This is a genomic window from Streptomyces sp. NPDC056231 (assembly GCF_048270745.1).
GTDB lineage: Bacteria > Actinomycetota > Actinomycetes > Streptomycetales > Streptomycetaceae > Streptomyces.
This window is the reverse complement of the sequence record NZ_JBLVKW010000048.1, coordinates 1-20,008: the sequence shown is the minus strand read 5'-3', so window position 1 is coordinate 20,008 and position 20,008 is coordinate 1. Positions and strand designations below refer to the sequence as shown.

Below are 20,008 nucleotides of genomic sequence, written 5' to 3'. Positions count from 1 at the left end.
TGGAACCTCAGAGGCAGAGCTACTTCACGTTGATTCCGGACCAGGCGGCGGCGACGGCCGCGTACTCCGGGCCCCCCGCTCCGTACAGATCGGTCGCCGCCTTCAGGGTCGCGGTCCGCGCCCCGGCGTAGTCGGTGGTCGACGTCATGTAGGTGGACAGGGCCCGGTACCAGATCTGAATGGCCTTGTCGCGCCCGATCCCCGTGACCGTGGAGTTGTTGGAGGTCGGCGAGTTGTAGGAGACCCCGTTGATGGTCTTCGCGCCGCTGCCCTCGGACAGCAGGTAGAAGAAGTGGTTGGCGGGCCCGGACGAGTAGTGGACGTCGAGCTTGCCGACGGTCTTCGACCAGGAGTCGGCGGAGGCGCCGTCCTTGCTCGGCTTGTCCATGTAGCGCAGCGGGGTGCCGTTGCCCCTGATGTCGATCTTCTCGCCGATGAGGTAGTCGCCGACGTCGCTGCTGTTGTCCGCGTAGAACTCGACCGAGGTGCCGAATATGTCGCTGGTCGCCTCGTTGAGACCACCGGACTCGCGGCTGTAGTTGAGCCTCGCGGTGGCCGCGGTCAGACCGTGGCTCATCTCGTGTCCGGCGACGTCCAGCGCGGTGAGCGGCTTGAGGTTGCCCGAGCCGTCGCCGTACGTCATGCAGAAGCAGCTGTCCGACCAGAACGCGTTGACGTACGCGTTGCCGTAGTGGACCCGGGAGTACGCGGCCTTTCCGTCGCCCGCGATGCCGTTGCGTGACAGGACGTTCTTGTAGAAGTCCCAGGTCACGGCGGCGCCGTAGTGGGCGTCGACGGCGGCGGTCTGGCGGTTGGTCGCGAGACCGTTGCCCCAGATGTCGTCGGCGTCGGTGAAGAGGGTCCCGGTGCCGGCGGTGCCGCCGTTCAGGTCGTACGTGTTGTGGCCGCCGCGACCGCTGTCGGTCAGGTTGTAGCCGGACCCGGAGGCCGTCGTGCCCAGGTTCACCGTGCCGCTGTACTGGCTGGTGCCGGACCCCGTTTCGATGGCCTCGTACGCGTAGAGCTCCTTGCCGCTCGCGGCGTCGGTGATGACGTGGCGTTCGCTGGGAGTCCCGTCGTGCTGGACGCCCTCGACCACGTTCTCGTACGCGAGCGCCGGCTTGCCGGTGGCGGCCCAGATCACCTTCCGCGCGCCGGACTTGGCGGCGAGTGCGGCGGTCGTCGACGGGACGGCGATGTCGGCAGCGGTGGCCTTGGAGACCCCCTTGAGCGAACCGTCCTTACGGATGTGGGTGACGAGGTCGCCGCCGAGGACGGGCAGTCCGTCGTAGGTGCGCTCGTATCGGGTGTGAACCGTGCCGTCGGCGTCCTTGATCACATCGCGGACGACGAGCTTTTCCTTGCTGCCGAGCTTGATCTTCGTGGCGGTCGATGCGGCCTGGGCCTGGGCCTCCTTGAGGGCCGAGACCCGCTGGGAGGCGCTGAGAGGCAGGGCGGTGGCCCCGGACTGGCGGTCCTGGGCCGCACCGGCCGGACCTGCTTGTACACCGACGACGACGATGGCGGCGGTTGCGGCAAGAGCGGCGGCACGCAGAGTGGTTCTCACTCGTTCTCCTTCACTCGATCCATCAGCTCCGTGAGGGGGCTGCGGTGAGAGTGGCACCGGCGCACCGCTATTGGCAGGGGCGCGCCAAGGATTTGACCGGATCTTGTCCGTCTGTGAGGGAACGTCATCCGATATGCGGCATAGGGTCATCGGCGCCTCGGCGAGTGACCGGCGGCAGGCGCACGAACGGGAGCCCCTGGCCGAAAACAATCGGCCGGGGGCTCCCGTTGTTCGGGCCTTCAGGCCCCTGGGCTCTGCGTCAGATGTTGACGCCGAAGTCCTGCGCGATGCCGCGCAGACCTGAGGCGTATCCCTGGCCCACCGCGCGGAACTTCCAGTCCGCGCCGTTGCGGTACAGCTCGCCGAAGACCATCGCGGTCTCGGTGGCGGCGTCCTCACTCAGGTCGTAGCGGGCGATCTCGGCGCCGCCGGCCTGGTTGAGGATGCGGATGAACGCGTTCCGCACCTGTCCGAAGTTCTGGCTGCGCGTCTCGGCGTCGTAGATGGAGACCGGGAAGACGATCTTGTCGACGTCGGGTGTGAGGCCCGCCAGGTTGACGTTGATCTGCTCGTCGTCGCCCTCGCCCTGGCCCGTGACGTTGTCACCGGTGTGGACGATGGTCTGGTCCGGCGTCGACTTGTTGTTGAAGAAGACGAAGTGGCCGTCGGAGACGACCTTCCCCGCCGCGTTCACCGCGATCGCCGAGGCGTCGAGGTCGAAGTCGGTGCCGGTGGTGGTACGGACGTCCCAGCCGAGGCCGACCGTGACGGCGGTCAGGCCCGGGGCCTCCTTGGTGAGCGAGACGTTGCCGCCCTTGGACAGGCTTACTGCCATGGGAAGTCCCTTTCATCGTCGTGTGCGGGCTTCATGCGTTCACGAAGTTACCGTCACCCGTCATAACGCAGGTGGAGGACCGAGAGGTTCCTGGTCTCTTTGCTTTCTTTACCCAATTCGCAGCCGGGCCGACGGTCCGGTGCCGCAAAAGGAGGTGACGAACGGGTCCCCGGCCAGGGAACATGGGTGTCATGTCCGGGCCCTATGTCATCCGCGGTTCGGTCTCCCTGCCGGAGGCCGAACTCATGTGGCGTTTCTCGCGGTCCTCCGGGCCCGGCGGTCAGCACGTCAACACCAGCGACTCCCAGGTGGAGCTGCGCTTCGACCTCGCGGCGACCGAGTCGCTTCCCGAGGTGTGGAAGGAGCGGGCGCTCCAGCGGCTGGAGAGCCGGCTGGTGGGCGGCGTGGTCACCGTACGGGCGTCGGAGCACCGCTCCCAGTGGCGCAACCGCGAGACCGCACTCGTCCGCCTCGCCGCCCTGCTGGCCGAAGCCACTGCGCCGCCCCCCAAGCCGCGCCGCAAGACCAGGATCCCGCGCGGGATCAACGAGCGGCGGCTGCGCGAGAAGAAGCAGCGCGGCGACACGAAGCGCGGCCGCTCCGGCCGCGACTGGTAGGCGGCGTCCGCGGCCGCTCCGGCGGTGACGGACTGGCCGCGCCCGTGATCCGTTCCGGCCCCGGCGAGCCGGGCGCCGTTCTGTCAGCTCCTCCTGGAGGAGCTCAGGGTCGGCTCAACTGCCGGTAGCGCCCCCGGAAGTACGTCAGCGGCCCGCCGTCCGCGCTCGGCAGCGCCGCGCTCACCACCCGCCCGATCACCAGGGTGTGGTCGCCCGCGAGCACCCGCTGCTCCGTGCGGCACTCCAGAGTGGCGAGGGCGCCGCCGATCAGAGGTGCGCCCGACACCTCTCCCCGTAGATAGGGGATGTCGTCGAACAGCAGCCGATCGCTGATCCGGCCCTTCATCGCGAACCGTCCCGCGATGTGCCGCTGGCTCTCCGCGAGCACGGAGACCGCCCACAACGGCTGCTCGCCCAGCAGGTCGTCCATCCGGGAGCCGTTGCGCAGGCTCACCAGGACGAGGGGCGGGTCCAGTGACACGGACATGAAGGCGGTTGCCGTCATCCCCACGTCCTCGCCGCGCCCGTTCTCGTCGAGCGGCGGCTCCTGGGCGGTGATCAGGACCACGCCTGCGGCCAGCCGGGCGAGGGCGCCGCGGAACTCCTCGTTGCTCACCCCTTCAGCATGGGGGATGGGCTCGGAAGCGTGGGGGATGGGCTCGGATCGCGGGGTGGGGGGTTTCGTCTGCAACACACCGGCACGCTAGCCGGAGCCCGCGCGCGGTCGCATCGGGCCAGGGGACCAGCCGGGTCCTAGGACTCCGGCCCCATGGGCCGCACCGCCACGGCACAATGCGACGAGGCGCGACGTACAGATTTGCGTTCAAGAAAAGCAAGGGCCTCTCCTGGAGGCCGCTCGGTACCCTTCATCATCTGTTGTGACTTGAGTCACAGAGGGCGGTATTTGTTGACCCTGTGTACCGGGTGCACAGCTCACTGTGATTCAGTGGCGGTGACACTGCGAACAAGTACGTCGATATGAAATCTGGAGTGCTGTCGAGGTCTCGGGGAGTGCGAGCAATGGAGGCCGAGTCGGAGCCGTACGTTCGTCTAGCGACGATGCGGCAGCTGCATCAGGCCGTCGCCGATCTGAACACGGCGCGGAGCCTGGCCGACACACTGCAGACGGTGGCCGACGGAATCGTCACCGGTCTCGGATACGAGCTGGCCTGCGTCAATCTCGTCCGCCCGGACGGCGACCTCGTCGTCGCCGCGTTCGCGGGCAACTCCGCCGCCGAAGCGCTGATCACCGGCCGCGTCGGCTCGCGCACCTCCTGGGAGCGCAGGCTCTCCATGGGTGAGTCCTGGGACGAGCTCTGCTTCATACCGCACACCGACGGCTGGGTCCTCCTCGACGACGACGTACCGCAGTGGCACACCGAAGGTCCCGAGCCCCGCTTCGAGGACGAGTGGCATCCGCAGGACCGGCTCTATGCCCCGATGTACGCGTCCGGCGGCGGCCGGGACCTCCTCGGTGTCATTTCCGTCGACCGCCCGCGCAACGGCCGTCGCCCCGGCTCCTGGGGCCGCGAGGCCCTCCAGATGTACGCGTCCCAGTCAGCCATTGCGATCAGCAACGCCCGGCTCCGAGCAAACATGCAGCGTGCCCTGGTCCGGCTCGAACGGGAGCAGCAGGCGCTGCGGGCCAGTGAGGAATCCTTCCGACAGGCCTTCGAGTACGCCCCCAGCGGCATGGCCATCGCCGAGATGGGCGGCGACCAGCACGGTCGGCTGCTGCGCACCAACGACGCACTGTGCCGGCTCCTCGGCCGCCCCGCCTCCGTACTGCGCCGCTACTCCTTCGCCGACCTCGTGCACCCCGAGGACGTCGGCACCCTGCTGCGTACGTCCGCCGAGGGCGGCCGCGCCGAGCTGCGGCTCGGACGCCGGGACGGCACCTACCTCTGGGTCTCGCTGCGCAACTCCGTCGTCGCGGACACCACCGACGGCCCCCGCTTCCTCCTCACCCATGTGGAGGACATCGAGGAGCGCAAGCGCCACGAGCTGCACCTCGCGCACCGCGCCTCGCACGACGCGCTCACCGGCCTGCCCAACAGCGCCGAGCTGCGCGCCCGGCTCGGTGCCCGGCTCTGCGAGCGCCCGTACTCGACGGCGACCACCGCCGTGGAGGCGATGGACGCGGCGTACGGCGACGTCGAGGACATGGACGCCCGGATGCACGGCTTCCGGGCCGACGGCTTCGAGGCGGACGCGGTGGCGGGCGGCGGCCCGTACGACCACCATGTGCACGCGGTGGCGCCCGACAGCGAGCAGGACGACGGGACGAAGGGGCTCGCGGTCCTCTTCTGCGACCTCGACGGCTTCAAGTCCATCAACGACCGCTTCGGGCACCACACCGGCGATGCCGTCCTGATCGAGGTCGCCCGGCGGCTCACCACCTGTGTGCGCGACGGCGACACCGTCGCCCGGCTCGGGGGTGACGAATTCGTCGTCCTCGCGGACGGGCTCGGTGCCGCGGACGCCGCAGACCTGGCCGTACGGTTGCGCAACGCCATCATTCCCCCCATTCGGGTGGATGGCCGTGCGGTGCGGGTCGGGGCGAGTTTCGGGATCGGCTGGGCCAGCTGCGGCATGACCGCCGAAGAGGTGCTGCGCTCCGCCGACCAGCGGATGTATGTGGAGAAGCGGTCGCGGTCGAAGGTTCACCGCAGGGCCGGCTGACGTTCACGGCAGGTCCGTGCCGGTACCCGCCCCGGTTCCGGCACGGCACCCCGAGGGCCGACGGCAATTCTTGGTGTGCTCCGTTCGAGGTAGGCTCGGCCGGTCGGCGACGGCTGGCGATATTCGGCGACGGCTGGCGACATGGTGAGGAGTGACCCAGGGATGACGGCCGGGAACAACGGCGCAAGCACACCCGAGGACGACGATCCGTTCGGCTACCTGTACGAGGACGGGCAGGCGTCCGGCGCCCAGTCGCCACGGCAGGGCGGCTACGGCTATCCGGGTCCTGTCTCGCAGCCCGGCGTGCCCCGGACCTCGTACAACCAGGTGCGGACGGTCGGCGAGCGCCAGTACGGGCAGCAGGTGCCGCCGCAGCAGCCGTACGGCGGGCCGAACGCCCAGTACGCCGCCCCGGAGACGTACCCCGGCGGCGGTCCCACCGCGCAGGTCACGGCACAGGGCGGCCACGGCCGCGGCGGCGGTCCCGGCAACGGCGGTCCGAACACCAAGGGCCTGCTGATCGGTGCGCTCGCGGTCGTCGCGGTCGTCCTCGTCGGCATCGGCGTCGCGATGATCACGAACGACGGCAAGGGCAACAACAAGAAGGACGAGGCTTCCACCTCGGCCGGTCCCGCCGGTCAGGTCGAGGAGTCCCCGAAGCCGAAGCAGTCCGAGACGGCGTCCGAGGCCCCGGCGGAGCTGCCGAAGCAGGACGCCGCGACGCTGAAGCTCGGTGGCACGGCCACGCTCGACAACTCGGTCAAGGGCGCGAAGAGCGCCAACGGCCAGTACATCAACCTGAACGAGGTCGGCAGGTCCGCGACCTGGTCGGTCGACGTGCCGACGGCCGGCGAGTACACGCTGTTCGTGACGTACGGCGTGCCCGGAAAGGACGCCAAGACGTCGCTGACGGTGAACTCCGAGGCCCCCCGTTCGATCAACATGACGAACTTCGCGCACGCCCCGGAGGGCGACCTGGAGAAGGGCTGGACGACGACGTACGCCTACGTCAACCTCAACAAGGGATCGAACACGCTGATGATCTCGTGCAACGAGGGCGACCAGTGCGACGCCAACCTGGACCAGCTGTCGCTGAAGGCCGGCCACCAGACGCGCTGACCCCGGGAACGCAGTCCGGCCCCACCACCCGACGAGGGCGGTGGGGCCGGTTCCGTCCGTGCCGGGCGGGTCAGCCCATCAGGCTCAGGAATCCCGCCACCGTCGTGGCCATCGCCTCGCGGCCCGGGGCGATGTACTTGCGCGGGTCGACACCCGTCGCGTTCTCGGCCAGGTACGCGCGCACCGCGCCGGTGAACGCCGTGTTCAGCGCCGTACCCACATTGATCTTGCGCATGCCGGAGGCGACCGCCTGGCGGATCTCCTCGTCCGGGACGCCGCTGGAGCCGTGCAGCACCAGCGGGACCGGGACCGCGTCGCGCAGCAGGCCGATCAGGGCGTGGTCCAGGGCGGCGGTGCGCTCCGTCATCGCGTGCGAGGAGCCGACCGCGACGGCCAGCGCGTCGACGCCGGTCGCCGCGACGTAGGCGGCGGCCTCGGCCGGGTCGGTCCGGACCCCGGGGGCGTGGGCGTCGAGCGGGGCCTCGCCCTCCTTGCCGCCGACCTTGCCGAGCTCCGCCTCGATCCAGATCCCGCGCTCGTGGCCCCATGCGACTGCGTCGGCCGTGGCCCGCACGTTCTCCTCGTAGGTCAGCTTCGAGGCATCGAACATCACCGAGCCGAAGCCCTCGTCGTGCGCCTGGTGCAGCAGTTCCACGGACTCGACGTGGTCGAGGTGGAGCGCGAGCGGCGCGTGGGAGGCGCGGGCGACGGCGGCGGTCGCGGCGGCGATGGCGGAGAGCCGGCCGCCGTGGAACTTCACGGCGTTCTCGGAGATCTGCAGGATGGCGGGCGCCCCGGCGCGTTCCGCGCCCGCGGCGATGGCCTCCGCGTGCTCCAGTGTGATGACGTTGAAGGCGGCGACTGAGCGTCCGTCGGCCTGGGCGGCCGAGACGAGTTCACCGGTGCTGACGAGCGGCATGCTGCCCCCTGGGGCTTCGTGTGGTGCGGGATGATCCGGGACGGTGCCGGGCGCGCGATGCGGGCTGGTTCCGCGCCACTCAGACCGTCGGTGCTTGTTCCTCGATGCCGACGCGCGGCAGCAGCTCCTCGTACGCCGCCCGGTCGAACTCCCCGGCCGCCGGTGCCAGCACCGTCGCCGTCGACAGTGCCACCGCCCTGCGCAGCCGGTCCGGCCAGCTCAGCCCCTCGACGAGACCGGACAGCAGCCCGGCCACCGCGGAGTCGCCCGCTCCGGTGGGGTTGCCCGCGACCCGGTCCGGCGGCGCCGCCCGCCAGGCACCCTCGGGTGTGACGGCGAGCATGCCATCCGCGCCGAGCGAGGCGATCACGCCGTGCGCGCCCCGGCGGCGGGCGTCATGGGTGGCGCGCAGCGGGTCGCGGGAGCCGGTGAGCTGGGCGAGCTCGTCGGCGTTCGGCTTGATCAGGTCGGGTCGGGCGGCTATGCCCCGGCGCAGCGGTTCGCCGCTGGTGTCGAGGAGAACGGGGACCTCGGCGGCGCGGGCGATGCGGACCAGTTCGGCGTAGGCGCCGACGTGGATGCCGGGCGGCAGGCTGCCGCAGAGTGCGACCGCGTCCGCGCCGGCGAGGAGCTTCTCGTACGTGGCGAGGAAGGTGGTCCACTCGTCGGCGCTGACGAGTGGGCCGGGTTCGTTGAGCTGGGTGGTGTCGCCGGTGGACGCGTCGACGACCGCGATGGTGCGGCGGGTGTTCCCGGCGACGGGAACGAGGGCGTCGCGCGGCGGGAGGTCTGCCAGGAGCTCGCGGAGTACGGCTCCGGTGGCGCCTCCGGCGAAACCGGTGACCACGGTCTCGTGGCCGAGTGCGGAGAGCACCCGGGCGACGTTGAGCCCTTTGCCACCGGGGCGTTCGGATATGTCACCGACGCGGTGGCTGGTGTGCGGGACCAGCGCCGGGACGCCGTACGTCAGGTCGAGTGCCGTGTTGAGCGTGACCGTGAGGATCACCTCGGTCACCCCTTCGATCCGTGCCGGAGCGCGGATCCCTTGCCAGAACGCGCCTTCCCTGCTGTTTACGAAGCGATCATGCCAAAGAGAAAGCGGTCGGCCCAGACCCCCGGGCCAACCGCTGCCTCTTCGTTACGTATTCGGCCCTCTGTGAAGAATGGCTGAAATCACCCGAGTTCGGGCTCAGTGACCCATTCGCCCTTACGCATGACGCCCTTGAGCGCGAAGTCCGCGTCCAGGACCACCAGGTCCGCGTCCTTGCCCGGGTCCAGCGAGCCGACCCTGTCGTACACGCCGAGCAGCCGTGCCGGATTGGCGGAGATGGACCGTACGACGTCCTCGACCGGGATCCGGTCGAGCGTGACGGCCCGGCGGAACGCGGTGTCCAGGGTGAGCGTGGAACCCGCGATCGAGTTGCCCTCGACGAGCCGGGCGACGCCGTCCTTGACCTCGACGGCGAGCGGACCCAGCTGGTACCGGCCGTCACCGAACCCGGCCGCGTCCATCGCGTCCGTGATCAGCGCCACGCGGGCGGCGCCCGCGTGGTGGTATGCCAGCTCCAGGGCGGCCGGATGCAGATGAGTACCGTCGTTGATCAGTTCGACGGTGATCCGCTCGTCCTCCAGGAGCGCGGCGATCGGACCGGGATCGCGGTGGGCGAACGGCGGCATCGCGTTGAACAGGTGGGTGGCGACGGTGGCGCCCGCGTCGATCGCCTCGACGGTCTGCTCGTACGTCGCGTCGGTGTGCCCGATCGCGGCGATCACGCCGTGCTCGGCGAGCAGCCGCACCGACTCGATGCCGCCCGGCAGTTCGGTGGCGAGCGTGAACATCTTCGCGGTGCCGCGCGCCGCGTCCATCAGCTTGCGGACCTCGGCCGGGTCCGGGTGGCGCAGCAGCGTCTCGCTGTGCGCACCCTTGCGGCACGGCGAGATGAACGGGCCCTCGAAGTGGATCCCGGCCAGGTCGCCCTGCTCGACCAGCTCGGAGAGGATGCCGGCCCGCTCGGTGAGGAAGTCCATCTCGCCGGTGACGGTGGAGGCGACCAGGGTGGTGGTGCCGTGCTCGCGGTGGGTGCGGATGCCGGTGAGGACTTCGTCCACGGTGCCGGAGGTGAAGGACGCGCCGCCACCGCCATGGTTGTGCATGTCGACGAAGCCGGGGACGACCCAGTGGCCGGTCAGATCGATGGTCCGGGCACCCTCCGCCGGACCCCCGGCGATCCGAGTGCCCTCGACGATCACCCGGCCGTTCTCGACGGTGCCGGTGGGAAGGACCACCCGGGCCCCGGTGAGAACCGTGCTGTCTGCGCGTCCGGCCATCAGGCGGATACCTCCGTGGAGAGAAGATCCCAGGCGAGCAGCCCTGCACCCAGGCATCCGGCGGTGTCCCCGAGGGCCGCCGGGACGATGTCGGGCAGCTTCTGGAACGTGACACGTTCCTTGACGGCCGCACGGAGTGGTATGAACAAGGTTTCCCCTGCCTCGGCGAGGCCGCCACCGATGATGAGCGCGCGAGGGTCCAGCAGGGTCAGCGCGGTGACCAGTCCGGCGGCGAGCGCGTCGACCGCGTCCTGCCATACCCGTACGGCAGCGGGGTCACCCGATTCGACGGCCTTCGCGCAGTCCGCGGCGTCGGCCTCCGGGTCCCCCGACGCGGCGGCCCAGGCGCGGCTGACGGCGGAGGCGGATGCGAGGGCCTCCAGGCAGCCGCGCTGTCCGCACCCGCAGTCCGGCCCGTCCGGCCGGACCACGATGTGCCCGATCTCGCCGGCGTACCCGTGCGCGCCCGCCTCGATGGTGCCCGTGATGCCGATGGCCCCGGCGATGCCGGTTCCGAGCGGGACGAACAGGAAGCGGTCGGCGCCCTTGCCCGCGCCGATCCTGCCCTCGGCGAGGCCGCCGGTCCTGACGTCGTGGCCGAGTGCGACGGGTACGCCGCCGAGCCGTTCGCCGAGCAGGGTGCGCATGGGGACGTCGCGCCAGCCCAGGTTCGAGGAGTAGACGGCGATCCCGTTCTCGGCGTCGATGATGCCGGGCACGGCGACACCGGCCGCGACGGCGCTCTCGCCGAAGTGTTGCTCCCCGTGGGCGCGCAGTTCCGCGGCAAAGGCGAGGATCGACTCCACGACGGCGTCGGGTCCGCGCTCCCTGCCGGTTGCGCGCCGAGCCTCGTGCAGCAGGGAGCCGTCGGCCCCGACCAGTGCGGCCTTCATTCCGGTGCCGCCCACATCGAGGGCGATGACGTGTTTCACGGGAGACAGTTTCGCCCGAGGACCCCCAATAGGTCTAGTCCACTTTTTCTGTTTGTTGAGGATCCATACAAAAGTGTGGCAAAGCTCTGGACCGCGCCCCGGACCGCGCCTTCGACCAGGGCTTCTGCCGAGCTCAGCAGGCCGCGCTTCGCCGTCTCGGCAAGGCGTTCGCCGTCGAAGGCGGCGTGCGCGGAGTGGCGGGTGGCCGGGCAGCGGGTTCGGGGGCGGGCGATAGGTTGGCTCATATGACCGCCCCCGACGACGGCTCCACCGAAGCGGAGCCTCCTGCCGACAGCCCCGCCGACCGCCCTGGTTCCGGGCTCTCCGACCGGGAGCGTGCGGTCCTGGCCGTGGAACGGCGTTCGTGGGCCGGCCCGGGGGCGAAGGAGCGGGAGATCCGGGAGGGCCTGGGCATCTCGCCGACGCGTTACTACCAGCTGCTCAACGCGCTCCTGGACGACCGGCGGGCGCTGGAGGAGGACCCGGTGACGGTGAACCGGCTGCGACGGATCCGGGAGGCTCGGCGGGGGCGCCGCTGAACCGGCCCCCGCTCGCACGCCGCCGGTAAGCCGCGTCGCCCCGTGCTGTGCCCGGCGGTACGCCGATAGGCTCGACCCATGGGCAGCAATCCGCACGCACCCGCGCCGAGCGAGATCCCGTCCGAGCTCCCGACCCCCACCACCCCACCCGGCCGAGAAGCCTTGGCCGCGATCCTCGCGCGCCCGGACCGTGCCGTCGTCGCGCTCGACTTCGACGGCACCCTCGCCGAGATCGTCCCGGACCCGGAACAGGCCCGCGCCCACCCCGGCGCCGTCCCGGCCCTGGCCGCGCTCGCGCCGAAGGTCGCCTCCGTCGCCGTGATCACCGGCCGCCCGGCCGACGTCGCGGTCCGGCACGGCGGCTTCGCCGGGGTTCCCGGCCTCGACCACCTCGTCGTTCTCGGCCACTACGGCGCCGAACGCTGGGACGCCGTCTCCGGCACCGTCCACGCCCCCGCCCCGCACCCGGGCGTCGCCGCGGTCCGCGCCGAACTCCCCGGCCTGCTCGAACGGTTCGGCTCCTGGCACGGCGCCTGGATCGAGGAGAAAGGCCGGGCGCTCGCCGTCCACACCCGCCGCGCCGCCGACCCGCAGGCTGCGTTCGACGCGCTGCGCGGCCCGCTCGGTGCGCTCGCCGCCCGGCACGGGCTGATCGTCGAACCGGGCCGTCTGGTACTGGAGTTGCGCCCGCCGGGCATGGACAAGGGTATGGCGCTCACCCAGTACGTACGGGAGTTGGACGCCGAGTCCGTTCTGTACGCGGGTGACGACCTGGGCGACCTCGCCGCGTACGCCGCCGTGGAGAAGCTCCGTACCGAGAGCCCCGACGGCATTCCTGGCCTGCTTGTCTGCAGCGGCAGCGCGGAAGTGCCCGAACTGGCCGAGCGGGCCGATCTGCTGCTGAACGGCCCAGGAGCCGTCGTCGACTTCCTGGCGACCCTGGCGCAACAGGTCCAGTGCCGGGAGGGGCACTAGGGCGTGTTTCGAAAGTCCCGCCTGCCGGGCGGCGTAGGGGCGGACGACGCTGCTTTCGAAACACCCCCTAGGCCGTCGACCGACCGTCAACAGGAAGCGTCCCGGCTGCGGAGCGCAGCCGAAGCCCGGCAGCACGGCGTGTCCGCGATCGCCGGACGGGTTCGCTCTCAAGCCTCCCGCTGCAGCGCGTCCAGCTGGTCCAGGAACCATTGCTGCGGCGGCAGCGCCACCGCCGCCGCGGCCAGCCGCTCCGTGCGTGCGGCCCGTTCGTCGTCCGCCATCGTCAAAGCCTCGTGCAGCGCCGCCGCCGTCGCGGACACGTCGTACGGGTTCACCACGACCGCGTCGCGGCCCAGTTCCTCGTACGCCCCCGCCTCCCGCGACAGCACCAGCGCGCAGCCGTGGTCGGAGACGACGGGGACCTCCTTGGCGACCAGGTTCATGCCGTCGCGGATCGGGTTGACGAGCGCCACGTCGGCCAGCCGGTACGCGGCGAGCGAGCGGGCGAAGTCGTCCTTGACGTGGAGCACGACCGGCGTCCAGCCCGACGTGCCGTACACGGCGTTGATCTCGTCGGCGACCTGCTGGACCTCGGCCGTGTAGTCGCGGTACACCGCCAGGTCCTGCCGCGAGGGGTACGCGAAGGCGACATGGACGACGCGCTCACGCCATTCCGGCCGCTCTTCGAGGAGCGCGCGGTACGCGAACAGGCCGCGCACGATGTTCTTGGACAGCTCCGTTCGGTCCACTCGTACGATCGTTCTCCGCCCGGGGCCGACCTGCTCCCGCAGCGCGGCCATCCGTTCGTCCACGTCCGCCTCGTGCGCGCGCCTGCGCAGGAAGTCCGCGTCCGCGCCGAGCCCGTGCACCCCGATCCTGGTCCGGCCGGTGCCGCCCAGGATCTCCGTGCAGCAGCCGATGAACGCGTCCGCCCAGCGCCGGGTCAGGAAGGCCGCCCGGTCCGCGCCCAGGATGCCGCGCAGCAGCTGCTCGGCGATGTCGTCGGGGAGCAGGCGGAAATAGTCGACGGGCGCCCACGGGGTGTGCGAGAAGTGGCCGATCCGAAGGTCGGGGCGGAGCTCGCGGAGCATGCCGGGGACCAGTGCGAGGTGGTAGTCCTGCACCAGCACCGCCGCACCCTCGCCCGCCTCCTCGGCGAGCGCCTCGGCGAAGGCCCGGTTGTACGTCTCGAACGACGCCCACTGCCGCCGGAACTCCGCGTCGAAGACCGGTTCCAGCGGCGTCTGGTACAGCATGTGGTGGACGAACCAGAGCACCGAGTTCGCGATGCCGTTGTACGCGTCCGCGTGGACGGCCGCGTCGATGTCGAGCATCCGTACGCCCTGCTCGGCGACCCCGCGCCGGACCGCCTCCCGGTCCCCCTCACCGAGCGCGGCACACACCCACAGTTTGTCCTTGACGGCGCTCAGCCCGGAGACGAGCCCGCCGCCGCCGCGCGTGGCGTCGAGCGATCCGTCGGTGGCCAGGGTGTACGACACCGGGCCGCGGTTGGACGCAACGAGGACCTGGGCAGCGGACTGGGCTTCGTGCTCGGAGACCATGTTGCGGAATCTAGCCCGATCGCGAACCGCCCAAACGTGCGAAGTCAGGCCGCGCGCCGCGAAACGTACTCCGTGATCTCGCACATCGGAGGCCGCTCCTCCGTGTCCACCGGATGGGTGCGCGGTACGAAGCCGTCCTCGCGCCGCTCGAACTGGGTCAGGGCTGGACGTATCAAGTGGCCTCGGGAAAGACGGAGTTGAGCGGTGCGATAGATCGCCGCAGCCATCCGTCCCAGCGCCTGGCCGTCCTGGTGGCGGTGTCTGCGCACCCCCACGTCGACCTGTGCCAGCGCGTCCAGCCCGACCGTGTGCAGGGCGTCCACCAGGAGGCCGAGTTCCACTCCGTAACCGACGGGGAACGGCAGCCGCTCCAGCAGTGAGCGCCGCACCGCGTACTCGCCGCCGAGCGGCTGGACGAAGCCGGCCAGCTGCGGCCAGTGCAGATTGAGCAGCGGGCGGGCCACCAGTTCCGTGACGCGACCGCCCTGACCCGCGGTGTCGCCCAGCGGGCGGTCGTACATCGCCTTGACGAACTGCACATCGGGGTCGGTGAGCAGCGGGCCGACGATTCCGGAGACGAACTCCGCGGAGAAGTCCCTCAGGTCGGCGTCTATGAAGCAGACGATCTCACCGCTGGTGACCAGGAGCGAGCGCCACAGGACCTCGCCCTTGCCGGGGAGCGCGGGTATGCGCGGGAGTATCGCGTCCCGGTGCACCACTCGGGCGCCCGCCTTCCGGGCGACGTCCGCCGTGCCGTCCGTCGAGCCGGAGTCGATCACCAGCAGCTCGTCGACCAGCGGCACCTTCTCCATCAGCTCGATCCGGATCGTCTCGACGATGGCGCCGACCGTCGCCTCCTCGTTCAGGGCGGGCAGCACCACGCTCACGCTCCCGCGCCGCGGATCCCGGCTCTTGGCGGCGACGAGCCGGTCCAGCGGGCGGTCGGCTGCCGACCAGGAACGCCCGGCCAGCCAGCGTTCGACCTCTTCCAGCACGGTCGATACTCCCTGTATGTGATCCATCTCGCGGTTCGGACGACTGTCTCAACCGTCCGGGGCTTCGGTTACAGTCTTGAACAACGCGGATGACCGTCGCATGTCGGGGTCGTCCGCCAATAAATGCCTGGGTCGGTGATCCAGTGCCAAAGCGCTCATCCAGAGGGACTGAGGGAACGGCCCGTTGAAGTCCCGGCAACCCTCCCGCCGACCGCGAGGTCAGGTGGGGAAGGTGCCAATTCCGGCTCGTGGCGAAATGCGCCGCGAGGAAGATGAGGAGAAAGGGCCTCGCCATCATGGCTGCGCAGACTGTTGCAGTAAGCACCGATTCTTCCACCGGCGCCGTCGACCTCGGCCCCGCAGCGGCGCTCTCCTGCCGCGAGTGCGGAGAGCGTTTCGAGCTCGGTCCCCTTTTCGCCTGCGCGTCCTGTTTCGGGCCGCTCGAAGTGGCGTACGACCTGCCGAGCGGCTCCCCGGACGAGCTGAAGAAGCGCATCGAGGCCGGACCGGACAACATCTGGCGCTACGCGCCGCTGCTGCCCGTCCCCGCCGATGTCGCGGACAAGCCCAATATCAACCCCGGCTTCACCAAGCTGGTCAAGGCCGACAACCTAGCCCGTGAGCTGGGCGTCACGGGCGGTCTGTACGTCAAGGACGACTCCGGCAACCCGACGCACTCCTTCAAGGACCGCGTCGTCGCGATCGCCGTCGAGGCCGCCCGCGCCTTCGGCTTCACCACGCTCTCCTGCTCCTCCACCGGCAACCTCGCCGGCGCGGTCGGCGCGGCCGCAGCCCGGGCCGGCTTCCGGTCCTGCGTGTTCATCCCGCACGACCTGGAGCAGGGCAAGGTCGTCATGGCCGCGGTGTATGGCGGCGAGCTGGTCGGCATCGAGGGCAACTACGACGACGTCAACCGCTTCTGCTCGGAGCTCATCGGCGACCCGCTCGGTGAGGGCTGGGGCTTCGTCAACGTCAACCTGCGCCCGTACTACGGCGAGGGTTCCAAGACGCTCGCGTACGAGATCTGCGAGCAGCTCGGCTGGCAGCTGCCCGACCAGCTCGTCATCCCGATCGCGTCCGGCTCGCAGCTCACGAAGATCGACAAGGGTCTTCAGGAGCTGATCAAGCTCGGTCTCGTCGAGGACAAGCCGTACAAGATCTTCGGCGCCCAGGCCGAGGGCTGCTCCCCGGTCTCCACGGCCTTCAAGGCAGGTCACGACGTCGTACGCCCGCAGAAGCCGAACACGATCGCCAAGTCCCTGGCGATCGGCAATCCGGCCGACGGTCCGTACGTCCTGGACATCGCCCGCCGCACCGGCGGCGCGGTCGAGGACGTCGACGACGAGCAGATCGTCGACGCGATCAAGCTGCTGGCCCGCACCGAGGGCATCTTCGCCGAGACGGCGGGCGGGGTGACGGTCGGTGTGACGAGGAAGCTGATCGAGGCGGGTCTGCTGGACCCGACGCTCACCACGGTCGTCCTGAACACCGGCGACGGTCTGAAGACACTGGACGCGGTCGCCCCGACGACCGGCCCGACCGCGACCATCCGGCCCAGCCTGGACGCGTTCCGCGACGCAGGCCTCGCCAACGGCTGACCCGACCACCCGAGACGTAAGGAAGGCACCCAGATGAGCGTCAAGGTCCGTATCCCCACCATCCTGCGCACCTACACGGGCGGCCAGGCCGAGGTCCCGGCCGAGGGCTCGACCCTCTCCCAGGTCATCGAGTCGCTGGAGCAGAACCACCCGGGCATCGCCGCGCGTGTCCTGGACGACCAGGGCAAGCTCCGCCGCTTCGTGAACGTGTACGTCAACGACGACGACGTGCGCTTCGAGGGCGGCCTGGAGGCGGCCACCCCGGACGGCGCGGGCATCTCCATCATCCCGGCGGTCGCGGGCGGCTGCTGACCCGCAGTCGGCCCTGGGGCCGACTTTGCAGCGTTACCGGAGTTGCCCCCTCTGCAAGCTAAGCGGAGGGGGCAATTCTGCATGGTTAAGCGCGGTACAGTGGGGAAGCCCCCTCCGCTGCCCGTGCCGACCGCATACGAGAATGCGCCCGCTCGCGACAAGATGCAGCCAAAGTGTTCCAACTCCTTGCGCCATAAGTGGCCTTTGTCCGGCCCGACTTGCCCTGGAATCGCGTGAATTCCTCATATTCGGGCGTTCGGTGCTGCCTAGAATTCTCGTCCGATTGACCTGTTGCAGAGGGCAGTTGGACAGATACATTCAGCCGCGGTCGACGCGTTCCGGCGCACGCACCCTCTCCTGTCGGAGGGTGAGTTCTGACCCGGGTCCGCGAAGTGCGGTCCTGTGCAAGGGCCAGTAATAGGGGAGTTAGGCATGGCTCAGGGCACCGTCAAGTGGTTCAACGCGGAGAAGGGGTACGGCTTCATCGCGGTCGACGGTGGTGCGGATGTTTTCGTCCACTACAGTGCGATCCAGATGGACGGGTACCGCACCCTCGAAGAGGGTCAGCGAGTTGAATTCGAAATCTCGCAGGGCCAGAAGGGGCCGCAGGCGGACATGGTCAAGCTCGCCGTCGGCTGAGCTCGACGCGGTCGGCCAACGACACTACTCACGCACGAAGGGCCCGTACCCCCGGGGGTACGGGCCCTTCGTGCGTCCCGGAGCCCGCCCGCGACCGTGCCACCGCTGCCCGACGCCATCCGCGAACTCGAAGGGGCGCTTGCACTCGAAGGGGTCGAGTGCTAATCATTGGGCGTTAGCACTCTGACGTTGAGAGTGACAGAAGGACCGGGTCGGTGAGGCCCGCAGGCCCGGCGGGGCAAGGAACCGTCAGGCACGCAGGCCGTCCGTCGCGGGCGCCACACGGTCCGGAGCAATCCACCCCTGTCCGGGAGGACCACTTCACATGGCCAAGATCATCGCGTTCGACGAGGAAGCGCGGCGCGGCCTCGAGCGCGGGATGAACCAGCTCGCCGACGCCGTCAAGGTGACCCTCGGCCCCAAGGGCCGGAACGTTGTCCTTGAGAAGAAGTGGGGCGCACCCACGATCACCAACGATGGTGTCTCCATCGCCAAGGAGATCGAGCTCGAGGACCCGTACGAGAAGATCGGCGCAGAGCTGGTCAAGGAAGTCGCCAAGAAGACGGACGACGTCGCCGGCGACGGTACGACCACCGCCACCGTTCTCGCCCAGGCACTCGTCCGTGAGGGCCTCCGCAACGTCGCCGCGGGTGCGAACCCGATGGCCCTCAAGCGGGGCATCGAGAAGGCCGTCGAGGCCGTCTCCGCCGCTCTGCTGGAGCAGGCCAAGGACGTGGAGACCAAGGAGCAGATCGCTTCCACGGCCTCCATCTCCGCCGCCGACACCCAGATCGGCGAGCTCATCGCCGAGGCGATGGACAAGGTCGGCAAGGAAGGCGTCATCACCGTCGAGGAGTCCCAGACCTTCGGTCTGGAGCTGGAGCTCACCGAGGGTATGCGCTTCGACAAGGGCTACATCTCGGCGTACTTCGCCACCGACATGGAGCGCATGGAGTCGTCCCTGGACGACCCGTACATCCTGATCGTCAACTCCAAGGTCAGCAACGTGAAGGACCTCCTTCCGCTGCTGGAGAAGGTCATGCAGTCCGGCAAGCCGCTGCTGATCATCGCCGAGGACGTCGAGGGCGAGGCCCTGTCGACCCTGGTCGTCAACAAGATCCGTGGCACCTTCAAGTCCGTCGCCGTCAAGGCCCCGGGCTTCGGTGACCGCCGCAAGGCCATGCTCGGCGACATCGCCATCCTCACCGGTGGCACCGTCATCTCCGAGGAGGTCGGTCTCAAGCTGGAGAACGCCGGCCTGGACCTGCTGGGCCGCGCCCGCAAGGTCGTCATCACCAAGGACGAGACGACGATCGTCGACGGCGCCGGTGACACCGACCAGGTTCAGGGTCGCGTCAACCAGATCCGTGCCGAGATCGAGAACTCCGACTCGGACTACGACCGCGAGAAGCTCCAGGAGCGCCTGGCGAAGCTGGCCGGCGGCGTGGCGGTCATCAAGGCCGGTGCCGCGACCGAGGTCGAGCTCAAGGAGCGCAAGCACCGCATCGAGGACGCCGTTCGCAACGCGAAGGCGGCCGTCGAGGAGGGCATCGTCGCCGGTGGTGGCGTGGCGCTGCTGCAGGCTTCCGCCGTCTTCGAGAAGCTGGAGCTCTCGGGTGACGAGGCGACCGGCGCCAACGCCGTCAAGCTGGCGCTGGAGGCCCCGCTCAAGCAGATCGCCGTCAACGGTGGTCTCGAGGGTGGCGTCGTCGTCGAGAAGGTGCGCAACCTGGCCGTCGGCCACGGTCTGAACGCCGCGACCGGTGAGTACGTCGACATGATCGCCGAGGGCATTCTCGACCCGGCGAAGGTCACGCGCTCCGCTCTGCAGAACGCCGCGTCGATCGCCGCGCTGTTCCTGACCACCGAGGCCGTCATCGCCGACAAGCCGGAGAAGGCCGCTGCGGCCGCTCCGGGCGGCATGCCGGGCGGTGACATGGACTTCTGATCCTGACGGATCGGTAAGTGCCTGTACGTCGGCCCCCGGGACCAGTTGGTCCCGGGGGCCGACGTCATGTCCGGACCGGTGCGGCCCTACAGCGTGAACACCATCGCAGGGAAGCGGGCCGAAGGCCCGTCCAGCAGATGGCCGTCGTGCCCGCGCAACCACCGGTGGAAGAACGACGCCACGTACACGGTGGGGCCGGTGCCGGTGCCGGTGCGTTCAGGCGTTGGGGCGCTTGCCGTGGTTCGCCTTCTTCTTCTTGCGACCACGTCGCTTGTTGCCTCGCTTGGCCATGGTGAATACCTCCTTATGTCGGGATTTGTCCATGCGTCAGCCAGTTTAATACCGCACCCGCATGTGGGGTCGTGGTCTCGGCGTCGGTGGTGGCGTGGCGCTGCTGCAGGCTTCCGCCGTCGGCCCCCGGGACCGGCTGGTCCCGGGGGC

At 69.9% G+C, this 20,008-nt stretch carries 19 protein-coding genes and 1 riboswitch; of the genes, 9 read left to right on the top strand and 10 right to left on the bottom strand.

Annotated elements, in window-relative coordinates:
- Window positions 1-19: 19 nt before the first annotated feature.
- Complete coding sequence (locus ACNPQM_RS29350) at window positions 20-1,567, bottom strand: M4 family metallopeptidase (protein WP_418086327.1); 1,548 nt, start codon at window positions 1,565-1,567, stop codon at window positions 20-22.
- Between the two features lie 259 nt (window positions 1,568-1,826).
- Complete coding sequence (locus ACNPQM_RS29345) at window positions 1,827-2,402, bottom strand: TerD family protein (RefSeq protein ID WP_358861667.1); 576 nt, start codon at window positions 2,400-2,402, stop codon at window positions 1,827-1,829.
- Window positions 2,403-2,593: 191 nt separating this feature from the next.
- On the opposite strand from ACNPQM_RS29345, the gene arfB reads away from it, so the two are divergent.
- Complete coding sequence (arfB, locus tag ACNPQM_RS29340; protein WP_266983071.1) at window positions 2,594-3,019, top strand: alternative ribosome rescue aminoacyl-tRNA hydrolase ArfB; 426 nt, start codon at window positions 2,594-2,596, stop codon at window positions 3,017-3,019.
- Between the two features lie 103 nt (window positions 3,020-3,122).
- Here arfB and ACNPQM_RS29335 read toward each other — a convergent pair whose 3' ends face one another.
- Window positions 3,123-3,674 (bottom strand): flavin reductase family protein, encoded by a 552-nt coding sequence (locus ACNPQM_RS29335; protein ID WP_418086353.1) that lies wholly within the window; start codon window positions 3,672-3,674, stop codon window positions 3,123-3,125.
- A 365-nt stretch (window positions 3,675-4,039) separates the two neighbouring features.
- Between ACNPQM_RS29335 and cdgB the strand changes: the two genes are divergently transcribed.
- Both cdgB and ACNPQM_RS29325 read left to right on the top strand, forming a co-directional pair.
- Window positions 4,040-5,701: a diguanylate cyclase CdgB gene (cdgB, locus tag ACNPQM_RS29330; RefSeq protein ID WP_418086326.1), complete on the top strand. Its 1,662-nt coding sequence runs from the start codon at window positions 4,040-4,042 to the stop codon at window positions 5,699-5,701.
- Between the two features lie 162 nt (window positions 5,702-5,863).
- A complete protein-coding gene (locus ACNPQM_RS29325; RefSeq protein WP_418086325.1) occupies window positions 5,864-6,820 on the top strand; it encodes a carbohydrate-binding protein in 957 nt (318 codons plus the stop codon).
- Between the two features lie 70 nt (window positions 6,821-6,890).
- On the opposite strand, the gene ACNPQM_RS29320 is transcribed toward ACNPQM_RS29325, so the two are convergent.
- From ACNPQM_RS29320 to ACNPQM_RS29305, 4 genes are all read right to left on the bottom strand, one after another.
- Window positions 6,891-7,739 carry a class II fructose-bisphosphate aldolase gene (locus ACNPQM_RS29320; protein ID WP_358861671.1) on the bottom strand — a complete coding sequence of 283 codons (849 nt, stop codon included), beginning with the start codon at window positions 7,737-7,739 and terminating at the stop codon, window positions 6,891-6,893.
- 79 nt (window positions 7,740-7,818) lie between these two features.
- The gene (locus ACNPQM_RS29315) at window positions 7,819-8,745 is read right to left on the bottom strand and encodes a 1-phosphofructokinase family hexose kinase (protein ID WP_418086352.1); all 927 of its coding nucleotides are present in this window, start codon (window positions 8,743-8,745) and stop codon (window positions 7,819-7,821) included.
- A gap of 167 nt (window positions 8,746-8,912) precedes the next feature.
- On the bottom strand, window positions 8,913-10,067 hold the full coding sequence (nagA, locus tag ACNPQM_RS29310) for an N-acetylglucosamine-6-phosphate deacetylase (protein WP_418086324.1): 1,155 nt from the start codon (window positions 10,065-10,067) through the stop codon (window positions 8,913-8,915).
- Window positions 10,067-10,999, bottom strand: a complete 933-nt coding sequence (locus tag ACNPQM_RS29305; protein ID WP_418086323.1) for an ROK family protein — start codon at window positions 10,997-10,999, stop codon at window positions 10,067-10,069. Before ACNPQM_RS29305 ends, nagA begins: the two co-directional genes overlap by 1 nt.
- A gap of 245 nt (window positions 11,000-11,244) precedes the next feature.
- Between ACNPQM_RS29305 and ACNPQM_RS29300 the strand changes: the two genes are divergently transcribed.
- On the top strand, window positions 11,245-11,538 hold the full coding sequence (locus ACNPQM_RS29300) for a DUF3263 domain-containing protein (protein ID WP_358861674.1): 294 nt from the start codon (window positions 11,245-11,247) through the stop codon (window positions 11,536-11,538).
- A 78-nt stretch (window positions 11,539-11,616) separates the two neighbouring features.
- A complete protein-coding gene (otsB, locus tag ACNPQM_RS29295) occupies window positions 11,617-12,513 on the top strand; it encodes a trehalose-phosphatase (protein ID WP_418086322.1) in 897 nt (298 codons plus the stop codon).
- Between the two features lie 167 nt (window positions 12,514-12,680).
- On the opposite strand, the gene ACNPQM_RS29290 is transcribed toward otsB, so the two are convergent.
- Both ACNPQM_RS29290 and ACNPQM_RS29285 read right to left on the bottom strand, forming a co-directional pair.
- On the bottom strand, window positions 12,681-14,075 hold the full coding sequence (locus ACNPQM_RS29290; RefSeq protein WP_418086321.1) for an alpha,alpha-trehalose-phosphate synthase (UDP-forming): 1,395 nt from the start codon (window positions 14,073-14,075) through the stop codon (window positions 12,681-12,683).
- Window positions 14,076-14,119: 44 nt separating this feature from the next.
- A complete protein-coding gene (locus tag ACNPQM_RS29285; protein ID WP_418086320.1) occupies window positions 14,120-15,070 on the bottom strand; it encodes a glucosyl-3-phosphoglycerate synthase in 951 nt (316 codons plus the stop codon).
- A 152-nt stretch (window positions 15,071-15,222) separates the two neighbouring features.
- A riboswitch (SAM riboswitch) is annotated at window positions 15,223-15,349 on the top strand.
- A gap of 17 nt (window positions 15,350-15,366) precedes the next feature.
- On the opposite strand from ACNPQM_RS29285, the gene thrC reads away from it, so the two are divergent.
- From thrC to groL, 4 genes are all read left to right on the top strand, one after another.
- Window positions 15,367-16,668 (top strand): threonine synthase, encoded by a 1,302-nt coding sequence (gene thrC, locus ACNPQM_RS29280; protein ID WP_358861678.1) that lies wholly within the window; start codon window positions 15,367-15,369, stop codon window positions 16,666-16,668.
- 33 nt (window positions 16,669-16,701) lie between these two features.
- Window positions 16,702-16,980: a MoaD/ThiS family protein gene (locus ACNPQM_RS29275; protein ID WP_093895830.1), complete on the top strand. Its 279-nt coding sequence runs from the start codon at window positions 16,702-16,704 to the stop codon at window positions 16,978-16,980.
- Between the two features lie 432 nt (window positions 16,981-17,412).
- On the top strand, window positions 17,413-17,619 hold the full coding sequence (locus tag ACNPQM_RS29270; RefSeq protein WP_003967346.1) for a cold-shock protein: 207 nt from the start codon (window positions 17,413-17,415) through the stop codon (window positions 17,617-17,619).
- A 325-nt stretch (window positions 17,620-17,944) separates the two neighbouring features.
- Complete coding sequence (groL, locus tag ACNPQM_RS29265; RefSeq protein ID WP_358861679.1) at window positions 17,945-19,567, top strand: chaperonin GroEL; 1,623 nt, start codon at window positions 17,945-17,947, stop codon at window positions 19,565-19,567.
- Between the two features lie 216 nt (window positions 19,568-19,783).
- Here groL and ACNPQM_RS29260 read toward each other — a convergent pair whose 3' ends face one another.
- Window positions 19,784-19,858, bottom strand: coding sequence for a 50S ribosomal protein bL37 (locus ACNPQM_RS29260; protein ID WP_099504217.1), 75 nt, complete (start codon window positions 19,856-19,858; stop codon window positions 19,784-19,786).
- Between the last annotated feature and the right edge of the window lie 150 nt (window positions 19,859-20,008).